The sequence below is a fragment of the Candidatus Pelagadaptatus aseana genome (assembly GCF_040362265.1).
Classification (GTDB): domain Bacteria; phylum Pseudomonadota; class Gammaproteobacteria; order Pseudomonadales; family Cellvibrionaceae; genus Pelagadaptatus; species Pelagadaptatus aseana.
In genome coordinates this window covers 357,153-378,534 of sequence record NZ_BAABNJ010000002.1, presented here as the reverse complement: position 1 = coordinate 378,534, position 21,382 = coordinate 357,153, and the positions used below count along the sequence as shown (strand labels likewise).

Sequence of the window (21,382 nt, the reverse complement as noted above, 5' to 3'; positions counted from 1 at the left end):
GTAGCTTCACAGCTATTAATGGGAACAATAGTCGCGCAACCCATGAAAGCCACGCCCCGTAAGTTCCCGGTTAAGTTACGTATCAGAACGTTTCTGATACTCATCAAGCAACTGCTGCTGCTCAACGGTTAATTCTTTGTTTTCCAGCAGATCCGGCCTTCTCTGCCAAGTTCTGCCCAGCGCTTGCTGTAAACGCCAGCGCCTGATGTGCTCGTGGTTCCCGGACAGCAGAACCGGTGGCACCTGACGACCTTCGTACACTTCCGGCCGGGTGTAGTGCGGGCAATCCAGCAGGCCATCGGTAAAGGAATCTTGCTCTGCCGATTGAGCGTGCCCCAGCGCACCGGGCAACAGACGAATCACACTGTCCATTACCACCATGGCCCCCAGCTCACCACCACTGAGGACGTAATCTCCGATGGAGATTTCAGCATCGACTTCCAGCTCTATCAGCCGCTCATCAATGCCTTCATAGCGCCCTGCAATCAGCACCAGATTGTGCTCCGCCTGCGCTAACTGTTCCGCCAGTGGCTGCCGCAATGGTTCGCCCTGGGGTGACAGGTAGACAACCTGACAAGTGGCATCGTCTTGCTCAGCCCACTGTCTGGCTGCAGCAATGGCATCTCGCAAAGGCTGAATCATCATCAGCATGCCGGGGCCACCACCGTAGGGTCTGTCATCCACTGTTTCGTGGCGATCGTGGGTAAATGATCTGGGATTCCAGATATTTATCTCAACCAAACCCTGTTTTACAGCCCGCCCCGTAACACCAAAGTCGGTAACGGCCTGAAACATCTCCGGAAATAAAGTGACTATTGCCAATTTCTTGGCCGCCACTTTACTGGAATCCTCCCCCTTGCCTGCACTGTTCATTGGCAACGAGTTAAAACTCGGGGTCCCAGTCTACGGTGATGCTTTGCTGCTCCAGATCAATTTTGACAACAAATTGGTCCGGAACGTAGGGAATCAAGCGCTCTTTCTGGTCAATGCTATTGGCATCACCCTTCACGACCAGCACATCATTGGCACCGGTCTCAAGCAGCCGGGTTACAGTACCCAGATCCTGATCATTCCCTTCAAATACAGTAACAACCCTTAAGCCCTGAAGCTGGTGCCAGTAGTAGTCACCCTCTTCCAGGTCAGGCATCTGCTGGCGCTCTACGGCCACGTCCACCTGACAGATTTCACGGGCTTCGTCGCGATCATCAATACCTTTGATGTGAACCACCAGGGCATCACCATGAGGCTTGAAATCGTCGATCTCTACCGATTTAACACCGTGGCGGGTCTTCAGCCACCAGGGGTTATAACTGCAAATATTTTCCCGCGGTTGTGTATCAGAGTGGACTTTCACCCAGCCCTTGACACCGAATACCGTGGTAATTCGCCCGACATTAATCAGATTGGAGCGCTTCTTGGCGCCTGATTCCGTCATCAGTTAATGCCTGCAGGGCGATTGCTACTTAAATTAAGCAGCTTCTTGATCTTTCAGCAGCTTGGCAACGCGCTCAGAGCACTTGGCACCCTGGTCTACCCAGAACTGAATGCGGTCGTTATCAACGCGCAGACGCTCTTCCTGACCACGAGCAACTGGGTTGAAGAAGCCAACGCGCTCGATAAAACGACCGTTACGGGAAGAACGGCTGTCAGTTACAGTCAGGTGGTAAAAAGGACGCTTCTTGGAGCCGCCACGAGCTAAACGAATGGTTACCATTATGTAATTCCTGGTTTGTCTACTTAATTAACGCCTTCTGATCCAACTGAAAGCGCAGAAAATTGGTTGTTTTACACAGGCATAGCCTGCGAAAGGCGCGGTATTTTAATGGAAGCACCTAAACTTGTCTAACACTAATTAAACAAAAAAGGGGCCGGAGCAGCCGTGCCACTCAGACCCCTTGATTAGCAACTGAATTTGCCGCCTATTTAAAGCCCGGTGGCAAACCACCTCCCGGGAACCCACCCGGAGGCATGCCGCCGGGAGGCATACCACCCGGGCCACCACCGCCCATCATGCCGCCCATGCCACGCATCATTTTGGCCATACCGCCACCTTTCATCTTCTTCATCATCTTGGCCATCTGCTTGTGCTGCTTCAACAAACGATTCAGATCCTGAATCTGGGTGCCCGACCCCTGGGTAATGCGACGCTTGCGTGAGCCGTTGAGAATATCCGGGTTGCGGCGTTCAGCCGGAGTCATGGAATCAATGATGACCTCCATGACCTTGAATTGCTTGGTCATATTGGCCTGCTCGGCCAGTTGCGCGACATTGCCCATGCCCGGCAATTTCTCCAGCATGGAAGTCATACCGCCCATATTCTGCATCTGTTGCAGCTGATCCTTGAGATCTTCCAGATCGAACTTTTTGCCCTTGACGACCTTTTTAACCAGCTTTTCAGCTTTCTGCTTATCGAGCTTCTGCTCGGCCTGCTCAATCAGAGACAGCAGGTCACCCATACCAAGTATGCGGGACGCAAGACGATCCGGGTGGAAAGGTTCCAGAGCATCGGTCTTTTCACCCATACCCATAAACTTGATGGGCTTGCCGGTCACATGGCGCACCGACAGGGCGGCGCCACCACGGGCATCACCGTCGGCCTTGGTCAGAATGACACCGGTCAATGGCAGAGCATCATTAAAGGCCTTGGCGGTATTGACCGCATCCTGACCAATCATGGCATCGATAACAAACAGGGTTTCGACCGGGTTAATCGCCTCGTGTAACCCCTTGATTTCATCCATCAGCTCGTCATCGATGTGCAGACGACCGGCGGTATCCACAATCACCACATCGGCAAACTGCTTGCGGGCATGCTCAATGGCGCCGTTGGCAATATCAACCGGCTTCTGATCCGGGGTAGATGGGAAGAAATCTGCACCCACTTCACCAGCCAGAGTTTCCAGCTGCTGAATAGCTGCCGGACGATAGATATCGGCGGAAACTACTACCACCTTTTTCTTTTCACGCTCTTTCAGAAAGCGCGCCAGCTTGGCGACAGAGGTGGTTTTACCGGCACCCTGCAAGCCCGCCATCAAAATCACCGCTGGAGGCTTGGCTGCCAGATCCAGTGATTCATTGGCCTCACCCATGACCTGAATCAGTTCAGCTTCAACAATCTTGATAAATTGCTGACCGGGATTGAGAGCCTTGGAAACTTCGGAGCCAATGGCACGCTTGCGCACCTGCTCAATAAAGGCTTTTACCACAGGCAGGGCAACATCCGCCTCCAGCAATGCCTTACGGACGTCGCGTAAGGTATCTTTAATGTTGGCTTCAGTAAGCTTGGCCTTGCCGGTTACCTTTTTAAGAGTACCCGTCAAGCGATCCTGTAAATTGTCAAACATGGAGAACGATCACTTCTACTACAGAATGGAAAGGCGCAAGTATAGCGAAATTGCGGGCCCCTTTAACAGCAAACAAGCAGCAATACGCACAAAACATCATCATTACCACCAGCTAATCGGTCAATTGCTTCTATTTATGGGCTTGCTGTGACAAACTCCCGACTCTTTCAAAGGTAATGAATTCACTCTTTCGCCGGCTTGCCATGATTACAGACATCACAACCCTGATAGCCACCATTGCCGCGATCCTGTTTTATCTGGGCGCTGCCGGATACATTATTCGCGCAGTGCGCCATCAGGAAACCATCAGCACCGCCAAAATGGCCGCACTGGGCCTTTGCCCCATTGGACTGCATGGATTCAGCCTGCAACAGACACTCTTTATTGAAGGTGGCGTGCAACTGGGCTTGCTGACGTCAGTATCGCTGATCGCTCTGGTCGTTAATCTGGTGGTACTGATCAGCGGCCTGAAAAAACCATTGCACGAGCTCTTTATAGTTCAGTTTCCTTTTTCAGCTCTGATCCTGCTCATCACCCTTTTATCGGGCCCCAGCGAAGTGGTCTACCGCGACATGCAGAGCACTACTATCGTCCATATCCTGCTATCGGTACTGGCCTACAGCCTGTTGATTATTGCCACTCTGCATGTGCTGGTTCTGGCCTATCAGAATCACCAGCTGCGCCATCACCATCTGACTGGCGTTGTGCGCCTGCTGCCACCACTGCAGACCATGGAATCCCTGCTGTTTGAACTGCTGTGGGTGGGTGAAATACTGCTGACGCTGGCCATTGCCACGGGCTTTCTGTTTCTCGACGACCTGTTTGCCCAGCAACTGGCTCATAAAACCGTCTTCTCTATTATTGCCTGGTGCATCTATGCCATCCTGCTGTGGGGCCGGCACACCAGAGGCTGGCGTGGCAACACCGCCCTGCGCTGGACTCTGGGTGGCTTCTGCGCGCTGATGCTGGCTTATTTCGGCAGCAAATTTGTTCTGGAAATACTGCTTTAAACAGCAAAAAAGGGGGCAAAAGCGCCCAAAACCAGCCAACTCAGACTATTGCGCACGCAGGGATTCTGCGCCACTATACGCGCTTTCCTAGGTCATACGGGTTTTCACCTCTTTGAACAGCATTCCCATTGAGTTCCTGTTTGGAATTCTCGCCATCCTGATTGTCCTGTCAGGTTTTTTCTCCAGTTCCGAAACCGGCATGATGTCCCTTAACCGGTATCGCCTGAAACATCTGGTAAAAAAGCAGCACAAGGGTGCCATGCGCGCCTCAAAATTGCTGGAACGCCCTGACCGACTGATCGGCGTCATCCTGATTGGCAACAATCTGGTTAATAACTTTGCCGCGGCCCTGACCACCGTTATCGCCATTCGACTGTATGGTGAAGGTGCCATCGCTCCGGCCAGTATCCTGTTAACACTGGCTGTGCTGATATTTTCCGAAGTAACCCCCAAGACCATTGCCGCGCTCTATCCGGAAAAAATCGCCTTTCCAGCCAGCCTTATCCTCAAGCCTCTGCTGATCATTCTGTATCCGGCGGTCTGGTTAGTGAACTCTCTCTCGAACGCACTAGCGAGATTATTCGGAGTCGATCCAAGCAAGGCCGCCAACAGCGAACACCTGAAACCGGAAGAGCTGCGCACCGTGGTGGACGAACACGGCGACCTGATCCCCGACCAGCATCAGGGCATGCTGCTCAACGTACTGGATCTTGAGAAAGCCACTGTCGAAGACATTATGATCCCCCGCAATGAAGTGATCGGCCTGGATCTGGAAGATGACATTCCCAAGTTGCTGAAACAGATTCGCAACAGCAATCACACCCGATTGCCCGTGTACGAAGGGGACATCAACAACATCATCGGTGTCTTACATCTGCGCAACGCCGCCCGTTTTATCCATGGCAGCGACGACTCAGTCACCCAGGAAGCCATCCGCCGTTTCACCCGCGCCCCCTACTTTGTGCCGGAATCCACACCGCTGCACACCCAGCTAATGAACTTCCAGAAGGAAAAACGGCGAATTGCCATCGTTGTTGATGAGTACGGCGACATTCAGGGCATTATTACCCTGGAAGACCTGCTGGAAGAAATTGTTGGCGATTTCACCACCAACACCTCGGAAGAGGAATCAGAGGAAATCAGCCCCCTGCCCAATGGCTGGCATCAGATTGAAGGCGGCACATCCATTCGCGACATCAATCGCCAGCTGCACTGGAACATGCCCACCGACGGCCCCAAGACGCTCAACGGTCTGATGATGGAGCATCTGGAAAACATTCCCTGTGGGCAGGTCAGCGCCCAGATTGGCAATTACCGGTTTGAAACTCTGGAACTGAGCGGCAAGATGATCGAGAAAGCCAAGGTTAGACCGGTTAAATAGACCGTCGAATACGCGACAAAAAAGGCGAGGCACTGAATAAAGCACCTCGCCTTTTTTGTGCATGTCATCCCGAATGAATATGAGGGATCTCTCAACAAGATTCTTCCGTCCTGCGGACGTCAGAATGACGCTATCAGCCAGTTACCGGGAATTAGTTACCGTAGCTCAACAAACGCTTGTAGCGTTTCTCCAACAGCTCATCAATAGGCTCGGCACACAGACGCCCCACCTGCTCCACCAAACGTCCCTTAAGAGTCTCAGCCATGGCATCCATATCCCGGTGGGCGCCACCCAGTGGCTCGGGAATGGTTTCATCGATAATCCCCAACTCCTCCAGAACACTGGAGGTCACACCCATGGCTTCAGCGGCCAGTGGCGCCTTGTCAACAGTCTTCCAGATGATGTTGGCACAGCCTTCCGGTGAAATCACAAAGTAGGTTGAGTATTGCAACATGTTGAGATGGTCACCCACACCAATACCCAGTGCACCACCGGACGAGCCTTCGCCAATCACGGTGCAGATCATTGGGGTGCGCAGCCGGGACATCACAGCCAGATTCTGAGCAATGGCTTCCGAGATACCTCGCTCTTCACTGTCGATACCAGGATAGGCCCCCGGGGTATCAATCAGGGTGACCACCGGCATCTTAAAGCGCTCAGCCATCTCCATCAGGCGCAAGGCTTTACGATAACCCTCAGGGCGTGGCATACCAAAGTTGCGGGCCACTTTTTCTTTAACGCTGCGACCCTTCTCCTGCCCAATTACCATTACAGGGGTGCCATCCAGTCTGGCGACACCACCAATAATGGCCTGATCATCACCAAAGTGGCGATCGCCATGAAGCTCATCAAAGTCGGTAAAAATGCGCTTGATATAGTCACCGGAAAACGGGCGCTGAGGGTGGCGAGCCACCTGAACAATCTGCCAGGGAGACAGATCGGTGTAGATGCTTTCGGTCAGCTTGATGCTCTTTTCACGCAGTTTGGCAATTTCTTCGGTGATATTGATATCGTTGTCATTACCCACCAACTGCAACTCTTCAATTTTTGCTTCCAGAGTGGCAATGGGTTGTTCGAACTCTAAATAATTGGGATTCATAGTATTGAAGATCCTGATCGCTTACGGCTCTACCAGCTGGCTTCTGCAGTCCATCAAAAGCCCATCAAAAAGTACATCGCGCCAAGGTAACACAATCACCTGACGATTGTGGGAAAGGCTCGTGAATGTCGGCAATCAGGTCCAGATTGCCAGTCAACAAGGCTTATTTCCCCATGAATTCGAGCGCTAAGATACGCGAAAATGACCAAGGAGTCGAGGCTCACAATCGTCCTCAGACGCCTATTTTATTGTCGATTTCTTCCCTGCAATCATTCGTGCATCAGTCTAATAAAGCAACTCTACGGCCTCGCGCCCAAGAAACTCTCGCAACTGTTCCAACAGCTCATCGACGGGCTCCACCCGCCAGCTCTGACCAAGTCGAATCTGGGCTTTGGCCCCCTGACGCTGATAACTTACCAACACCGGACAGCTACCACTGGCATAGGGTTTCAGGGCTGTCGACAATTGCTGCACGACCCCCTCTCCAACCTTGTCGCGGTCCACTGACAAACGCAGTCCTCTGGCCATTTCCGTGCGCGCATCATCCAGATTGCGCACCGACTCCGCCCGCATCTTCAAACCGCCACTGTACTCATCAAAACTGACCTGACCGGTTACCACCAACAAACCATCCTTGACCAGTTTCTCCCGGTACTCGGCGTAGGTATCGGTAAATACCGCCACTTCGATGCGTCCGGAACGGTCATCGAGGGTGACAAAGGCCATATTGTCACCCTTCTTGGTTTTCATCACCCGCAGCCCCACCACCAGACCAGCCACATTCTGACTGTTGCGATCGGCCTTGAGATCAACGATGCGGGATGACACCAGATGCTTGATTTCCTTGCGGTATTCATCGATTGGGTGACCGGTCAGATAGAGCCCCAGCGTGTCTTTTTCATAATTGAGGCGCTCTTTCATACTCCAGGTGCGCACCTGCCTGAAGTCAGCGTAAACATCCTCACCCTCCGCCGCCGTTGGCACCACATCGCCGAACAGGTCACTCATGCCGGCATTGGCATTGGCCGCGCTCTGCTCTGCCGCCTGAACGGCTTCTGCCATGGCCGAAGCCATCACCGAGCGGTCGTAATCGATATGGACCTTGGGACCCAGATTGTCCACGGCTCCGGAGCGAATCAGCGCTTCTAACGCCCTCTTGTTAACGCGACGGGGGTCAATGCGGGCACAGAAATCAAACAGGTCCTTAAAAGGCCCGTCTTTTCTGGCTTCGAGAATATTTTCAATGGGGCCTTCACCCAACCCTTTGATCGCGCCAAGACCGTAAATGATGTTGTCGTCGTCATCCACATTGAAGTGAAATTCGCCACTGTTGACGTCCGGAGGCAACAGCGTGAGCCCCATCTCACGCACCTCTTCAATAAAGGTTACGACCTTGTCGGTCTTATCCATATCCGATGACATGGTGGCCGCCATAAAGTGAGCCGGGTAGTGCGCCTTGAGCCAGGCGGTCTGGTAGGACACCACCGCGTAAGCTGCCGAGTGGGATTTGTTAAAACCATAACCGGCGAATTTTTCCACCAGATCGAAAATTTTCATCGCCAGCTCGGGATCCACTCCCTGACTGGCCGCGCCCTCTTCAAAGGTGGAGCGCTGCTTGGCCATTTCTTCTGGCTTTTTCTTACCCATGGCCCGGCGCAACAGATCAGCACCGCCGAGACTGTAGCCCGCCAGCTCCTGAGCGATCTGCATCACCTGCTCCTGATAGACGATAACGCCATAGGTGGGCTTGAGAATCGGCTCCAGTTTCTCGTGCTGGTATTTGGCGTCCGGATAGGCCACTTCGGCACGACCGTGCTTACGGTTTACGAAGTCATCCACCATCCCGGAATCCAACGGCCCCGGGCGGAACAGGGCCACCAGTGCGATCATGTCTTCGATATTATCCGGCTGCAGCCGCTTGATCAGATCCTTCATACCCCGGGATTCCAGCTGGAACACCGCCGTGGTTTCTGCCGCTTTCAGCAGTTTGAAGGTTTTGGGGTCATCCAGAGGAATGGCTTCAATCACCAGCGGCTCTTCACCCTGCTTGGCCCGCCGCTTATCGATCATGGCCTTGGCCCAATCGATGATGGTCAGAGTTCGCAGCCCCAGAAAGTCAAATTTCACCAGTCCCGCGTCTTCCACGTCCCCCTTGTCGTACTGGGTGACCAGGCCACTGCCGGTTTCATCACAGTAAAGCGGCGCAAAGTCCGTCAGTACCGTCGGAGCGATCACCACGCCCCCCGCATGCTTACCCAGATTCCGGGTCAAACCTTCCAGTTGCAGCGCCACACCCCAGATTTCCTGAGCTTCGGTATCGGTCTCCAGAAACTCCACCAACATGGGTTCTTCTTTCAACGCCTGATTCAGCGTCATACCCGGCGTCGGGGGGATCATCTTGGAAAGCTTATCGGCCAAGCCATAGGACTTGCCCTGTACCCGCGCCACGTCACGTACCACCGCCTTCGCGGCCATGGTTCCGAAGGTGACGATCTGGGATACGGCATCACGCCCATAGGTATCGGCGGTGTACTGAATCACCTGCTCGCGCTTATCCATGCAGAAATCGACATCGAAATCGGGCATGGATACCCGCTCCGGATTCAGAAATCGCTCAAACAGCAGATCGTATTCCAGCGGATCGAGATCGGTAATCTTCTGCACATAGGCCACCAGCGAGCCGGCACCGGAACCCCGCCCCGGTCCTACCGGAATATCGTGATCTTTGGCCCACTGAATAAAGTCCATTACGATCAGGAAATAGCCCGGGAATCCCATCTGCATAATGATGTTCAGCTCGAACTGCAGACGCTCAATGTACAACTGCTTGGTTGCCGGGAAATCCTTGGCGTTCACATCAAACAAAAACGCCAATCGTTCATCCAGTCCTTCGTAAGATATTTTCTGGAAGAATATATTGGTACGCAGCATATTGGCGTACTCGGGCTCGGATTCGCGTCCCTGCCACTTCTCGGCCATGGCCTTGCTGGCAAAATCCGACAGGGTGTCATAGGGAATGTTGTTCTGGAAAAACGGGTCCTGCTCAAAGTCATCCGGAATCGGATAATCCGGCAGATAGTAGGTACCCAGCTCGATATCCAGCGAACAGCGTTTGGCGACCTCAACGGTATTGGCCAGCGCCTCGGGAATATCACTGAACAGCTCCGCCATTTCTTCTGGCGAACGCAGGTATTGCTGCTCACTGTAACGCCGCTCACGACGGGGATCGTCCAGTGCCCGACCTTCACCAATACAGACCCGGGCTTCGTGGACTTCAAATTCTTCGGCTTTCAAAAAGCGCACATCGTTGGTGGCCACCACCGGACAATCACACTGTGCAGCCAGTTCAACAGCCTGATGCAGGTAGGTTTCGTCCTGCATCCGCCCGGTGCGTTGCAGCTCAAGGTAACAGCGATCAGGAAACAGCGTCATCCAGGATTCAAGTTGCTGCCTTGCGACATCCGGCTTGCCCTTGAGCAGGGTTTGCCCGACCTCGCCAATCTTCCCCCCCAGCAGAGCAATAACCCCGTCAGTCATGCCGGCGAACCAGCTTTTGTCGAGATAGCCGATCCCCTGCTGCTGGCCCTTCTGATAAGCCAGAGAAATCAGATTGGTGATGTTCTTGTATCCGGCCTGATTCATCGCCAACAAAGTGATCAGGTGGGGATGGTCATCATCGGAGTCCGGCTTGACCCAGAAATCACTGCCGGCAATGGGTTTGATACCCGCGCCTTGAGCCGCTTTGTAAAATTTGATCAGACCAAAGAAATTGCACTGATCGGTAATGGCACAGGCCGGCATGTTCATCTCTTGCAAAGCTCCGATCAGGGGTTTAACCCGAACCAGACTGTCGACCAGTGAAAACTCTGTATGAAGACGAAGATGGATAAATGAAGGGTTCATGCCGGTGCTTATTCAGAGGAAAAGAGACCTATTCTAGAGGGAAAAAACCGACCAGAGAAGCGCCTATATCAGCCCCGAAAATAAAGGCATAAGAAAGCCACCATTCGTTCAAATTAACAACAAGCCTGCCTAGACGTTAGTCCAATAGCTCACCGGGCAATCAAAAAGCTATAAACACCCTCCATTAAACATTCACCCCCATAACCCATAAATCCAACGAGGGATGTCATGAAAAGGCCAATACTACTGGCACTGTTATTAGTTACCGCATTCAGTTGCAATCTGTTTGCAGCTTCCACCATCAATATTGGCTTGAACTACCCCAAAACAGGCGCCTACCGCGACCAGGGGCTGGCACAAATACGTGGCGCCCTGCTGGCTGCAGAAGAAATCAATGCCCAGGGCGGGATTCTGGGACGCCCCATCAACCTGGTAACCAAAAACAGCGCATCTCAGGTAGACCGGGCGATCAACAATGTTCGCAGTCTGGCAACCCGTGACAAGGTCAAGATGGTCTTTGGCGGTTCATCCAGTGCCGTTGCCATTGCCGCAGGCAAAGAAGCCAAACGCCACAACCTGATCTACTTTGGCACCCTGACCTACTCCAATGCCACAACGGGTTCGGAGGGCCACCGCCATATGTTCAGGGAATCCTATAATGCCTGGATGGCCGCAAAAGTACTGTCCAAGTACCTCAACGACAATCACCGCAATGACCGTTTTTTTTACATAACCGCAGACTACACCTGGGGCTGGTCCACCGAGTCTTCCATGCGCAAATTCACCAACACCCAAAACCCTAAAATCCATCCGGGGGTTAAAACCAAATTTCCGAGGCCACCGGCACGCACCCTGCGCGAATCCCTGGTAGCCGCCGAACAAAGCGGTGCTGACGTGCTGGTTCTGGTGCAGTTTGGGTCGGATATGTCACTGGCACTGCAAATAGCCAATAAAATGGGGCTGAAGGAGAAAATGCAAATTGTGGTGCCCAGCCTGACTCTGGGCATGGCCAAAGAAGCCGGTCCCACAGCCATGCAGGGCGTTGTCGGCGCCATCCCCTGGAGTTGGCAAATCCCCCAGCAGCACGACTCCAATCGCGGCATGGAATTCGTCAATAGTTTTGCAGAGAAATACCAGACCTATCCGTCATCAGCTGCCGCATCGGCTTACAGCATCCTCTACCAGTACAAGGACGCCGTCGAACGGGCCCGCAGCTTCAGCACCGACAAGATCATCAAGCAGCTGGAAGGTCATCGCTACAGCCTGCTGAAAGACCAGCAGCAATGGCGCCAATTCGACCACCAGAATATTCAGACGGTCTACGCAGTCAAAGGCAAACTCCGCCAGGAAGTCATCAAAGACCGCTTTAACGAAGACTTCTTTGAGATCATTGATACCTTGCCCGGTGACCAAGCTGCCCGCACTCTGGAAGAGTGGCAGGCCGCACGAAAGTCCGCCAACAAACCTGAGCAACTGCTTTAACGCAGTGCAAAAAAAAAGCGAGTAAGGCAACCTTACTCGCTTTGGATTTCAACTGAGCCAGGCGCAACCCAGCCCGTAATCACTTTTTAAAGTCCAGCATCCGCTGCAGGGGCTTCATGGCACGTTCAGCCAGATCAGGGTCGACAAAGATTTCATTGGCGGCTGCCACAGCTTCATCCTTGAGACAGGCGGTGACATTATCCAGCGCATTCATGGCCATCCAAGGGCAGTTGGCACAACTGCGGCAAGTGGCACCGTTACCGGCAGTGGGCGCAATGTGAAATTCCTTGTCCGGACACAGCTGCTGCATTTTGTAGAAAATGCCCTGATCGGTGGCCACAATAAACTGCTGATTGTCCATTTCCTGAGCCGCCTTGATCAGCTGCGAGGTTGAACCGGCGACATCCGCCAACTGCACCACCGCATCGGGTGATTCCGGGTGAACCAGTACCGCAGCATCCGGATAGAGCAACTTCAGATCTTCAATGCCTTTGGCTTTAAATTCTTCGTGCACAATGCAGGCGCCGTCCCACAACAGCACATCAGCCCCCGTCTGTTTCTGTACATAGGTACCCAAATGCTTATCCGGCGCCCAGAGAATTTTTTCACCCTGACGATCCAGATGCTCCACGACTTCAAGGGCAATACTGGATGTCACCACCCAGTCGGCACGTGCCTTAACCGCCGCAGAGGTATTGGCATAGACCACTACGGTGCGATCGGGATGCTGATCACAGAAGTCTGAAAATTCTTTGGCGGGGCAACCGATATCCAGTGAACAGGTGGCCTCAATGGTAGGCATCAACACACGTTTTTCGGGTGTCAGAATCTTTGCGGTCTCACCCATAAATTTGACCCCGGCCACAATCAGGGTATCGGCCGGATGGTTTTTACCAAAGCGGGCCATTTCCAGTGAATCGGAGACACAACCGCCGGTTTCTTCAGCCAGCGCCTGAATCACCGGATCGGTGTAATAGTGGGCCACCAGAACCGCATTATGCTGCACCAGCAACTGCTTGATCTCAGCCTTATAGGCTTCAACTTCTTCATCACTCATCACCGTTGAAGGAACGGTGGCCAGATGCTCTCGAACAATGGCCTGAAGATCGTTTTGTGGCTCTGCTACTTCACTCATGGGGTATTACTTCACTATCAACTTTGGCTCTCGGGCATGCTGTATCATGCCCATCTATTGGCCCATTCTACCACACCCGGGCATATAGTTAATGGCCCGGGCTACTGCTGCTTTGGCAGCGCCCAACAAACTTTAAAAATCAACGAAGCGGAGCAACTGCTCCGGACAATCTTTAAAATTGCGCTTGTGATCAACCTTAAAAGAGTCCACTGCGCGCTCAGGTAAACTGGCATAACAGGCATTGATCGGGTGACCCGCATCCTGCACCTGCATTCCCACCATCAACGGAAAATTCAAACGCCGCGAGGTGGAGACGAAATAGCCCATCTGCAAAATAAAGGCGTGAACAAGTTGCTCGGGGAGCCGCTTTGTCACCCAGCCCATAAAGCCTTTCATAATCGGCAGTCCTGCAAACGCTTGCGGAGTCACCAACCGCCAGTCACGAATCAACCAGTCAAAAACTACGTCCTGATTCACCTTTAGGATCAATCGCTGCTGCTGTGTTTGCGGATCAGGATCACTCACTGCCACCTGATACTCTGTTACTGTCTCGTCACCACTCAGAGAGAGGTAGGCATGCACAACCAGCAGACACATCATATCGTGCAGGTGTGTACATTGTGTCGCCGCCGAGGTATAGCGCTTGATGACCAGCAAATCATCGCTGAGCGGACAACCTACCATCGATGTCACCACCTCCAGTGAACCGGGACAGGTGGTGGTGGGATAACGCAGCCATCTGGCCTGCACATCGGTGACCTGATGACCATCGTGACGAAGGCAAACCTCAAATGCATGGCAGTCATCTTCGAGTGCGCCTCGCACTTCACCGCTGACAACCGCAGAAATTCGGATGTGCCGACGAAAACAACCGGAGCCGTAGGTGGGGTCAAGGTATTTGGGGTCGCGATAGACTTCTTTTTTGACGTTCATAGATAACAGCACACAGCCAACTGAACACTTATTGTAACGACCGCCCCTTGACAGTGGGTCTCAAGCGTAGGAGCTTTTGACTACACACAGGAATTCATCACCATAAATTCAGACACCATAAATTCAGCCACCATGAACTCAGCCACAATAAAAAAAATCCAGCTGCACAGTGACGACCTGATATTTTCAGCCCTCAGTTGCGGCTCCGGCACTCCCGTATTTCTGCTGCACGGTTTTCCCGACACCCACCACAGCTGGCAGCCATTGATGGCCCCTCTGGCTGAGGCCGGCTTTCAGGTAATCGCCCCGGCCTGCCGCGGTTATGAACCCTGCTCCATTCCTGCCGACAAGGATTTCCGTCTGCAAATCCTTGGCCGGGATCTCCTCAACTGGATGGATGATCTTAATATTGATCGGGCACATTTTGTCGGTCACGACTGGGGATCCATCATTGTTCAGGTGGCCACACAACTGGAACCAAAGCGCTGTCTGTCTCTGACGACCATGGCCGTGCCACCGGCAAAGCGTTTCGTACAATCCACCCTGAGAAGTGCCACGCAATTGCGCAATTCATCCTACATGGGATTTTTTCAGCTGCGGGGAATTTCAGAGCGGCGCATTCATCGCAATCATTTTCAAATGCTTGATCGTCTCTGGCACAAATGGTCACCGAACCTTGATCAGGCCTGCGATAAAGTAAAACAGGCCTTTGCTCTTCCCGGAGTAACAACCGCAGCCCTGAGTTACTACCGTCAGGGGCTCAATCCGCTGACACTTCGCAGCAATCTGAAAATGTTTAACCGCCCCTTTACCGTGCCAACCCAGGCAATTTATGGCACCCGGGACGGCTGCATCGATCAACGAATTTTTCTCAACAGCCTCAAGCGCAAGGACTTTGCAAAACAACTGAAGATTTCCAAAGTCGAAAACGCCGGCCACTTTATGAATCTCGAGCAACCGGAGCAGGTCAGCCAACTGTTGCAGGGCTGGTTGCAACAACACAACCCGACAACGGAGTAACCTGCTTCAAGATTTGACCCGATACACCAACAGGTAAATCACCGGTAACACCACCAGTGTCAGAACCGTGGCGAAACTCAAACCAAAAATAAAGACAATCGCCTGAGAGGAAAAGAACGCATCGGTTACCAGCGGCAACATCCCCAGCACTGTGGTGGCTGCTGCCATCGACACTGGCCTCACCCGGCTGATGGCACTGTCGCGCACCGCATCAAAAACGGCCTGGCCTTTATCCAGCTCCACATTGATCTGATCCACCAGCACAATGCCATTCTTGATGACCATACCTATCAGACTGAGCATACCCAACAGTGCGGGGAACGTCAGTGGCATATTGGTAAGCAGCAAACCAAAGGCCACCCCGATAATCAGCAAGGGAACCGTCAACCAAATCACCAGAGATTGCCGGAAAGAATTAAACAGCACCAACGTCAGCAAAAACATCAGCAGCAATGCCACAGGCAGGGTGCCAAACGCCCCCTTGAGGGATTTCTGAGAGTTTTCAAACTCGCCACCCCACTCAAACTTGTAACCCGGTGGCAATTCGATTGCCTCGACACCCGGGCGCACACGCTGCAGCAGACCTTCTGCCGTAACACCACTGAACAAATCATTGGTCGCCATTACGGTCAGGGTGCGCTGTCGGTCTTTGCGTCGAATCACTGTCTCACTCCAGCGCAGATCAACGCGGTTGACCACCTGCTGAATCGGCACATAGGTCTGCAAAACCGGACTCCACAACCGTAGGGTGTGGATACTTTCAAAGTCCACCCGTTCTGCTTCGGGTAAGCGCACCATAATCGGTAACTTGCGAACGCCATCGCGATACAGGCCAACGGCCACACCGTTGAAAGCCAGCTTGATGGTACTGGCAATTTCTTCGTTACTGATACCCAGTCGACGGGCTTCGGCCTCATTGACGACCGGCACCAGTTCCTTGCCCTGACTCTTCCAGTTGGTCATCACACTACGTGCCAGAGGGTCGGCCCGCATCACCGCTGCGGCCTCTTCGCCAAGGCGTCTCAACACCTGAATATCCGGCCCGATAAAGCGCGCTTCGATCTTGGCTTTGGTCGATGGACCGAATTCCATGCGCTTTAACTGCTGTGTCACCATGGGGTGGTTGGCCGCAATTTCGCTTTCAAGTAACTGCATAAAGGGCAACACATTGTCCTGGCTGTCGAGTCGAATCTGCAGCTGGGCAAATTCCTCGTAACTTTGCTCACTCAGGTAAGTGAAATTGAAACGGGGTGCGCCGCGACCAATGCTGGCCGACACAAATTCCACCTGTTCCTGAGACAACACAAACTTTTCAATCTCATTGACTCTGGCAACCGTGGCACGAATATCGGTGCCCTGGGGCATCCACAGATCCACATAGAACATGGGCGTACTGTTGGGAGGAAAAAAGGCCTTTTTAATAAAACCAAAACCCACCGTGGCAATAAGCAACAAAGCCAGCATCATCACCACTATCCGTGCTTTGTTGGCCAGCGACCAGTCGAGTACCTGATGGTACAGAGCCAGCAACGCCCCTTCATGGGGCTGACCATCAGCCACCTGCTGTTGTTGCTGCTTGGTCAGCAACAGATCAACGAGAAACGGCGTCAGCGTAATGGCCGTAATCCAGCTAAGCGCCAGCGAATAGGTCAACACCCAGAACATATCCTTCATGATTTGCCCCGTATCAGTCTGGGACAAGCCAAAGGGGGTAAACGCCAGAATGGCAATAAAGGTAGAGGCCAGTAAGGGCCACTTGGTCTGTTTGACGATGGCAAAACAGGCCTGACGGTGGGTCATGCCGCGAGCCATACCCACCAGCACACCTTCCACCACAACAATGGCATTATCCACCAGCATACCCAGCGCGATAATCAATGCCCCCAGCGACAGGCGGTGCAACTGGATATCACGCAGATCCATGATCATAAAAGTGCCAAGCATGGTCAGCAGCAACACCACGCCGACAATCAGACCGCTGCGCCAACCCATAGTCAGCAGCAGCGCGGCAATCACAATCACAACCGCCATCAGCAAACTGATCAAAAAACCGTTGATGGCAGACTTAACTTCCTCGGGTTGATCGTAGAGCGCCTGCAAAGAAATGCCCGCAGGTTTTTTCTGCTCCAGCTGTTGCAGTCGCAGACTCAGGCGGTCACCCACCTCAACCACATTGACACCATCGGCGAACGAAATAGCCAGCGCAATGGCATGTTGCGAGTTCATCCGAATCAGATGGCTTGGCACCTCCTGAAAACCGCGGTGAATCGTCGCTACATCGGACAAGCGAATCAGATTACCGCTGTCGCGGCCGTGGATCACCGGATCGGACTGGGCATCCAGCCCCCCCAGACGAATGTGTAAAACCTGGCCATCAATGGTAGCCCGACCGCTGTCGAGCACCGCATTTTGTTGATTGAGAAAACCAACCACCCGATGCATATCGAGATTCAATGCCGCCAGTTTTTTCAGGGAAATTTCTACAAAAATCTGTTCCTGCTGTTGACCGAACAAAGCCACTCGACCGACGCCCTCAACCAGTTCGAGATCCCTCTGGATTTCTTCTACATAGCGCTTCAACTCGCTGTAGCTGTAGTTATCCCCCGTCACCATCAAGGTGACGCCATAGACATCGCCGTAATCATCATAGACAACACTCGGGTGGGCTCCCTGCGGCAACTGTGGCTGGACGTCAGACACCTTGCGCCGCAATCGATCCCACAGCTGATCCACGTCATCCAGAGCGGTGGTTTCATCCATCGCCACTTTGATTTGTGATAGCCCCGATTTGGACGACGAGGTAATGGTATCCACCTCGGGAATTTGCCGGATCACCTGCTCCAGCTGATGGGTCAGTTCCTGCTCCACTTCCTCGGCCGTTGCTCCGGGATAAGCCGTAACAATCAGCGCATCCTTAACCTTGAATGGCGGGTCTTCAAGGCGTCCGAGATCCAGAAAGGACATGACCCCACCCACGGTCAGAAAAATCAGAACCATCCAACTGATGGTGCGGTTTTTTACAAAATACTCAGCTGCCCCCATGGCTCTACTGCTCCTGATCCGAGGTATCTGCTGATTCGGTGCTATCTGCCGTTTCCGAATCCGTGGTTGATGTGATTTGCGGCGATGCCCCAGATACCTGAACCAACTGCCCGGGGCTCAGCTTCTCCCAACCGGAGCGAACAATGTAATCGCCGGGAGCCAGACCACTATCGATCAACACCCCCTGTTGGGTCACCTGCCGGACCCTCACGGAGACCGGATCAACCACCCCGTCGACGTAGCGCCAGACCACAAACTGTTCGGTTTGCTGGTTAGCGCTTTGAGCCTGCAAAGCGGTCGTCGGCACCATCACGCCCTGATCGGTGGGCACATTCAACTGCGCCATATCCACATCAATGGTGACCGGCAGGCCCGGCGGGAAATCCTGTTTGCCTGCCGGCATGGTTAACCAATATTGAAACGCCTGGGTTTCGGGACTTCTGGCCATCGAGTTTTTCAGATAACTCATGGTGTAAGGCTGATCGAAACCGGCAAAGGCCACCTCGTAACGGAGATTACTACGCATCTGCCCCGGCTTGAGTCGGCCGGGCATGTCGTCGGGCAAGTTCACCAGCACATCGATCCGATCATTGCGGTAGAGATTCAATACCGCTTCGCCGGCGCGCACCGATTCAAATCGCTCCTTGTGGACTTCCGCCACCACTCCGGTGAATGGTGCCAGCACCCGGGTGTAAGTGAGGGCATTGCGCGCCAGTTCCAAATTGGCTTTAGCCAACTTGTGTGCCGCCTTTAATTCGTCCAGCTGAGCCTCGGCAATACTGGCCGCACCCTTAAGCCCCTGAGCCCGCTGCAATTGCCGATAACTCAATTGGTACCGGGCTTCGGCATCACCCAGTGCCTGCTGCTGAATGGCATCATCGAGCTCGGCCAACAATTGCCCTTGCTGCACCAGATCGCCGCTGTGTACCGCAAGAGAATCAATCTTGCCATCAAGGCGAAACGCCACGCGGGTCAGATCCGCCGGAACCACACTGCCGTGAATGACCCTTTTGGGCTCCTGCACAACCGGTCCTATCTGATGCAACACGACGGTTTCCGGCAATGACGAAAACCCATCATCATCGCTGCAGCCAGCCAGCAGATTCAGTAATAGCGCGCCCAGCATCAAAACGCTGGTCCGGGGTAAACGCTCAGGAGTTAACCATTCCAATGACATGCTCATGTTACAGTCCCCCCTGACGAATCCAGGCCCTGACTTTCTGACCTTCAGACAGAGAGCCAACCCCTGCCACAACCACTTTGCTGCCTGCAGCCAAACCTGAGGTAACAACGTTGTCAGGGCTGATGACCACTCTGGCTTTAGTCAGGGTCATGGTCTCGGTATCCACAATCCAGACACTGGCGTTATCACCTTCTCGTTCAAATAAGGCCTTGGCGGGTAACGCCCAAACATTTTCTTCCAGCTTGGGGTGACTCATCCGTACCTGTGTCGACATACCCGGTCTGGCTGAAAAGTTTTCCGGTCGCGGCATCGACAGCGTCACCGGGTAACTGTTGGTCTCGGTATCGGGTTGCAGGCTGACCTCATCCAGAGACGCAGGCAACGCCTCTGCGGAAAGCATGTTGAAAGAAACCGAAAAGGTCGGCGCGACGGCATCTACCAGCAGCGGCTGATAGTGTTGCGGCAGCTGAAAGTGAACCTCCAGAGTAGAGATATCCTGAATATTCAGCACCGGCACACCGGGGGCGAGCACTTCCGATGGCTCTGCGTAGGTAAAGGCAATATCCCCGCTAAAAGGCGCAAGCAAGCGGGTAAAGGACAGTTGTTCACGGGCCTGCTCCAGACTCGCCGCAGCCGTGGAGAAACGGGTTTGTGATTGATCCAGCTGATCTTCGCTGATCAACTTGCGTTCAAACAGTTTTCTGGCGCGCTGCGCTCGCACTTCAGCCAATTGGTATTCCGCCTCACGGGCATCGACTGCCAACTTGAAGTCGGTGTTATCGAGCTCCGCCAGCAATTCACCTTCCGTCACCGCCTGTCCCATTCTGACATGCAACGCCTGCAGCTGTCCGGGCACACGGAAAGCCAACAGTGCCGATTCACCTGCGGCAACCTGCCCGGCAAAATCCGGCAAGGTTCGCGTAGAAGAACCGCCAACTTCAATTACTTTAACCGGTGTAGCGGCACCCTTGTCGACTGGAGATGCCTGGACAACCCCCATAAAACTCAGCAACAGCACAGACAACCAGACAGTCATACCAAGCCATATTTTTATAGTAATTTTGAGCATTCAGACCTCAAATCCGTTACGTCCGATAATTAAAGTCAATTACCGGGCAAGAAAAGACACTTTACGGAAATTAAAACAGTGATAAAATTTTAACACTGTTAAATTTTAGGGCAACCTCAATGTCGAGCCTTCGAACCAACAACATGGAAAAGCGTCGCGAGCGGATCCTGTCAGAAGCGCGCGCCATTATTGCCCAGCAGGGGTTTGACGCCCTAAACATTCGGGATCTGGCAGAATCCGCCGGGGTAACGGTTCCCACCATCTACAACCTGATTGGCAACAAAGAAGCCCTGCTCAATTGCCTGATGCTGGAGTGCCTCGACAGTTTTGCCGAGCGAATTGCTGAATACGAGGATCTCAGCATCAGGGACAATCCCCAAATCGCTACAGACACCCTTTTGAGTTTATTCAACGAGGACGAAGATTATTTCCGCAGTGCCGCACTGGCTTGTGAAAAGCTCGACGGCCAGCACGACATGCACGGCCTCACCGGCTTGTTGCGTAAACCACTGGAAAAGCTGGTACTTTCACGCCATAAAAAGTCAATCCAGGAAGGCTTACTGCTCGGAGACATACCCGCCGACATCATGGTCAATCAAATGATTACCGTATTCCAACCCCCCTTTCGCGAGTGGGTTCACAAGGTCATTGATTTACAGGAACTGCACCGCCTTTGCTTGCTCGGCAACTATATTTCACTGGCAGCCGATGCCTGCCCCGAATTCAAAACAGAATTGTTACAACGCATTAAAGCGTTGCAAATTTAAGCACCAGATTAAGG

General features: G+C 53.2%; 16 protein-coding genes. 5 read left to right on the top strand and 11 right to left on the bottom strand.

The annotated features are described in order from the left end of the window. Positions 1-75: 75 nt before the first annotated feature. The 4 genes from trmD to ffh all read right to left on the bottom strand — a co-directional run bounded on the left by trmD (position 76) and on the right by ffh (position 3,344). On the bottom strand, positions 76-873 hold the full coding sequence (gene trmD, locus ACPXV9_RS04295; protein ID WP_423894888.1) for a tRNA (guanosine(37)-N1)-methyltransferase TrmD: 798 nt from the start codon (positions 871-873) through the stop codon (positions 76-78). 10 nt (positions 874-883) lie between these two features. Continuing rightward, a complete protein-coding gene (gene rimM / locus ACPXV9_RS04290; RefSeq protein WP_423894887.1) occupies positions 884-1,435 on the bottom strand; it encodes a ribosome maturation factor RimM in 552 nt (183 codons plus the stop codon). Between the two features lie 33 nt (positions 1,436-1,468). Further along, entirely contained in the window at positions 1,469-1,714 is a 246-nt protein-coding gene (gene rpsP / locus ACPXV9_RS04285) for a 30S ribosomal protein S16 (RefSeq protein WP_423894884.1), read from the bottom strand. Positions 1,715-1,919: 205 nt separating this feature from the next. Then, a complete protein-coding gene (gene ffh / locus ACPXV9_RS04280; RefSeq protein WP_423894883.1) occupies positions 1,920-3,344 on the bottom strand; it encodes a signal recognition particle protein in 1,425 nt (474 codons plus the stop codon). Between the two features lie 176 nt (positions 3,345-3,520). On the opposite strand from ffh, the gene ACPXV9_RS04275 reads away from it, so the two are divergent. Together ACPXV9_RS04275 and ACPXV9_RS04270 are read left to right on the top strand one after the other, a co-directional pair. Continuing rightward, on the top strand, positions 3,521-4,354 hold the full coding sequence (locus tag ACPXV9_RS04275; RefSeq protein ID WP_423894881.1) for a cytochrome C assembly family protein: 834 nt from the start codon (positions 3,521-3,523) through the stop codon (positions 4,352-4,354). A gap of 112 nt (positions 4,355-4,466) precedes the next feature. Beyond that, complete coding sequence (locus tag ACPXV9_RS04270) at positions 4,467-5,735, top strand: HlyC/CorC family transporter (RefSeq protein WP_423894879.1); 1,269 nt, start codon at positions 4,467-4,469, stop codon at positions 5,733-5,735. A 151-nt stretch (positions 5,736-5,886) separates the two neighbouring features. Here the strand turns inward: ACPXV9_RS04270 and ACPXV9_RS04265 are convergent, their stop codons facing one another. After that, positions 5,887-6,834: an acetyl-CoA carboxylase carboxyltransferase subunit alpha gene (locus ACPXV9_RS04265; RefSeq protein WP_423894878.1), complete on the bottom strand. Its 948-nt coding sequence runs from the start codon at positions 6,832-6,834 to the stop codon at positions 5,887-5,889. Positions 6,835-7,119: 285 nt separating this feature from the next. Beyond that, on the bottom strand, positions 7,120-10,737 hold the full coding sequence (dnaE, locus tag ACPXV9_RS04260; protein WP_423894876.1) for a DNA polymerase III subunit alpha: 3,618 nt from the start codon (positions 10,735-10,737) through the stop codon (positions 7,120-7,122). Between the two features lie 228 nt (positions 10,738-10,965). Between dnaE and ACPXV9_RS04255 the strand changes: the two genes are divergently transcribed. Further along, on the top strand, positions 10,966-12,219 hold the full coding sequence (locus tag ACPXV9_RS04255) for an ABC transporter substrate-binding protein (RefSeq protein WP_423894874.1): 1,254 nt from the start codon (positions 10,966-10,968) through the stop codon (positions 12,217-12,219). 79 nt (positions 12,220-12,298) lie between these two features. Here the strand turns inward: ACPXV9_RS04255 and nadA are convergent, their stop codons facing one another. Continuing rightward, positions 12,299-13,354, bottom strand: a complete 1,056-nt coding sequence (gene nadA, locus ACPXV9_RS04250; protein ID WP_423894872.1) for a quinolinate synthase NadA — start codon at positions 13,352-13,354, stop codon at positions 12,299-12,301. A gap of 132 nt (positions 13,355-13,486) precedes the next feature. Continuing rightward, entirely contained in the window at positions 13,487-14,287 is an 801-nt protein-coding gene (locus tag ACPXV9_RS04245) for a DUF2889 domain-containing protein (RefSeq protein ID WP_423894870.1), read from the bottom strand. Positions 14,288-14,419: 132 nt separating this feature from the next. On the opposite strand from ACPXV9_RS04245, the gene ACPXV9_RS04240 reads away from it, so the two are divergent. Continuing rightward, complete coding sequence (locus ACPXV9_RS04240) at positions 14,420-15,307, top strand: alpha/beta fold hydrolase (protein ID WP_423894868.1); 888 nt, start codon at positions 14,420-14,422, stop codon at positions 15,305-15,307. A gap of 6 nt (positions 15,308-15,313) precedes the next feature. Here ACPXV9_RS04240 and ACPXV9_RS04235 read toward each other — a convergent pair whose 3' ends face one another. From ACPXV9_RS04235 to ACPXV9_RS04225, 3 genes are read right to left on the bottom strand one after another with little or no spacing between them, the layout of a single operon-like run. Then, positions 15,314-18,349 carry an efflux RND transporter permease subunit gene (locus ACPXV9_RS04235; RefSeq protein ID WP_423894867.1) on the bottom strand — a complete coding sequence of 1,012 codons (3,036 nt, stop codon included), beginning with the start codon at positions 18,347-18,349 and terminating at the stop codon, positions 15,314-15,316. A 4-nt stretch (positions 18,350-18,353) separates the two neighbouring features. Further along, entirely contained in the window at positions 18,354-19,532 is a 1,179-nt protein-coding gene (locus tag ACPXV9_RS04230) for an efflux RND transporter periplasmic adaptor subunit (protein WP_423894865.1), read from the bottom strand. A 1-nt stretch (position 19,533) separates the two neighbouring features. Then, positions 19,534-20,601 (bottom strand): efflux RND transporter periplasmic adaptor subunit, encoded by a 1,068-nt coding sequence (locus ACPXV9_RS04225; RefSeq protein ID WP_423894864.1) that lies wholly within the window; start codon positions 20,599-20,601, stop codon positions 19,534-19,536. 119 nt (positions 20,602-20,720) lie between these two features. On the opposite strand from ACPXV9_RS04225, the gene ACPXV9_RS04220 reads away from it, so the two are divergent. Next, positions 20,721-21,368 carry a TetR/AcrR family transcriptional regulator gene (locus ACPXV9_RS04220; protein WP_423894862.1) on the top strand — a complete coding sequence of 216 codons (648 nt, stop codon included), beginning with the start codon at positions 20,721-20,723 and terminating at the stop codon, positions 21,366-21,368. Positions 21,369-21,382 lie beyond the last annotated feature (14 nt).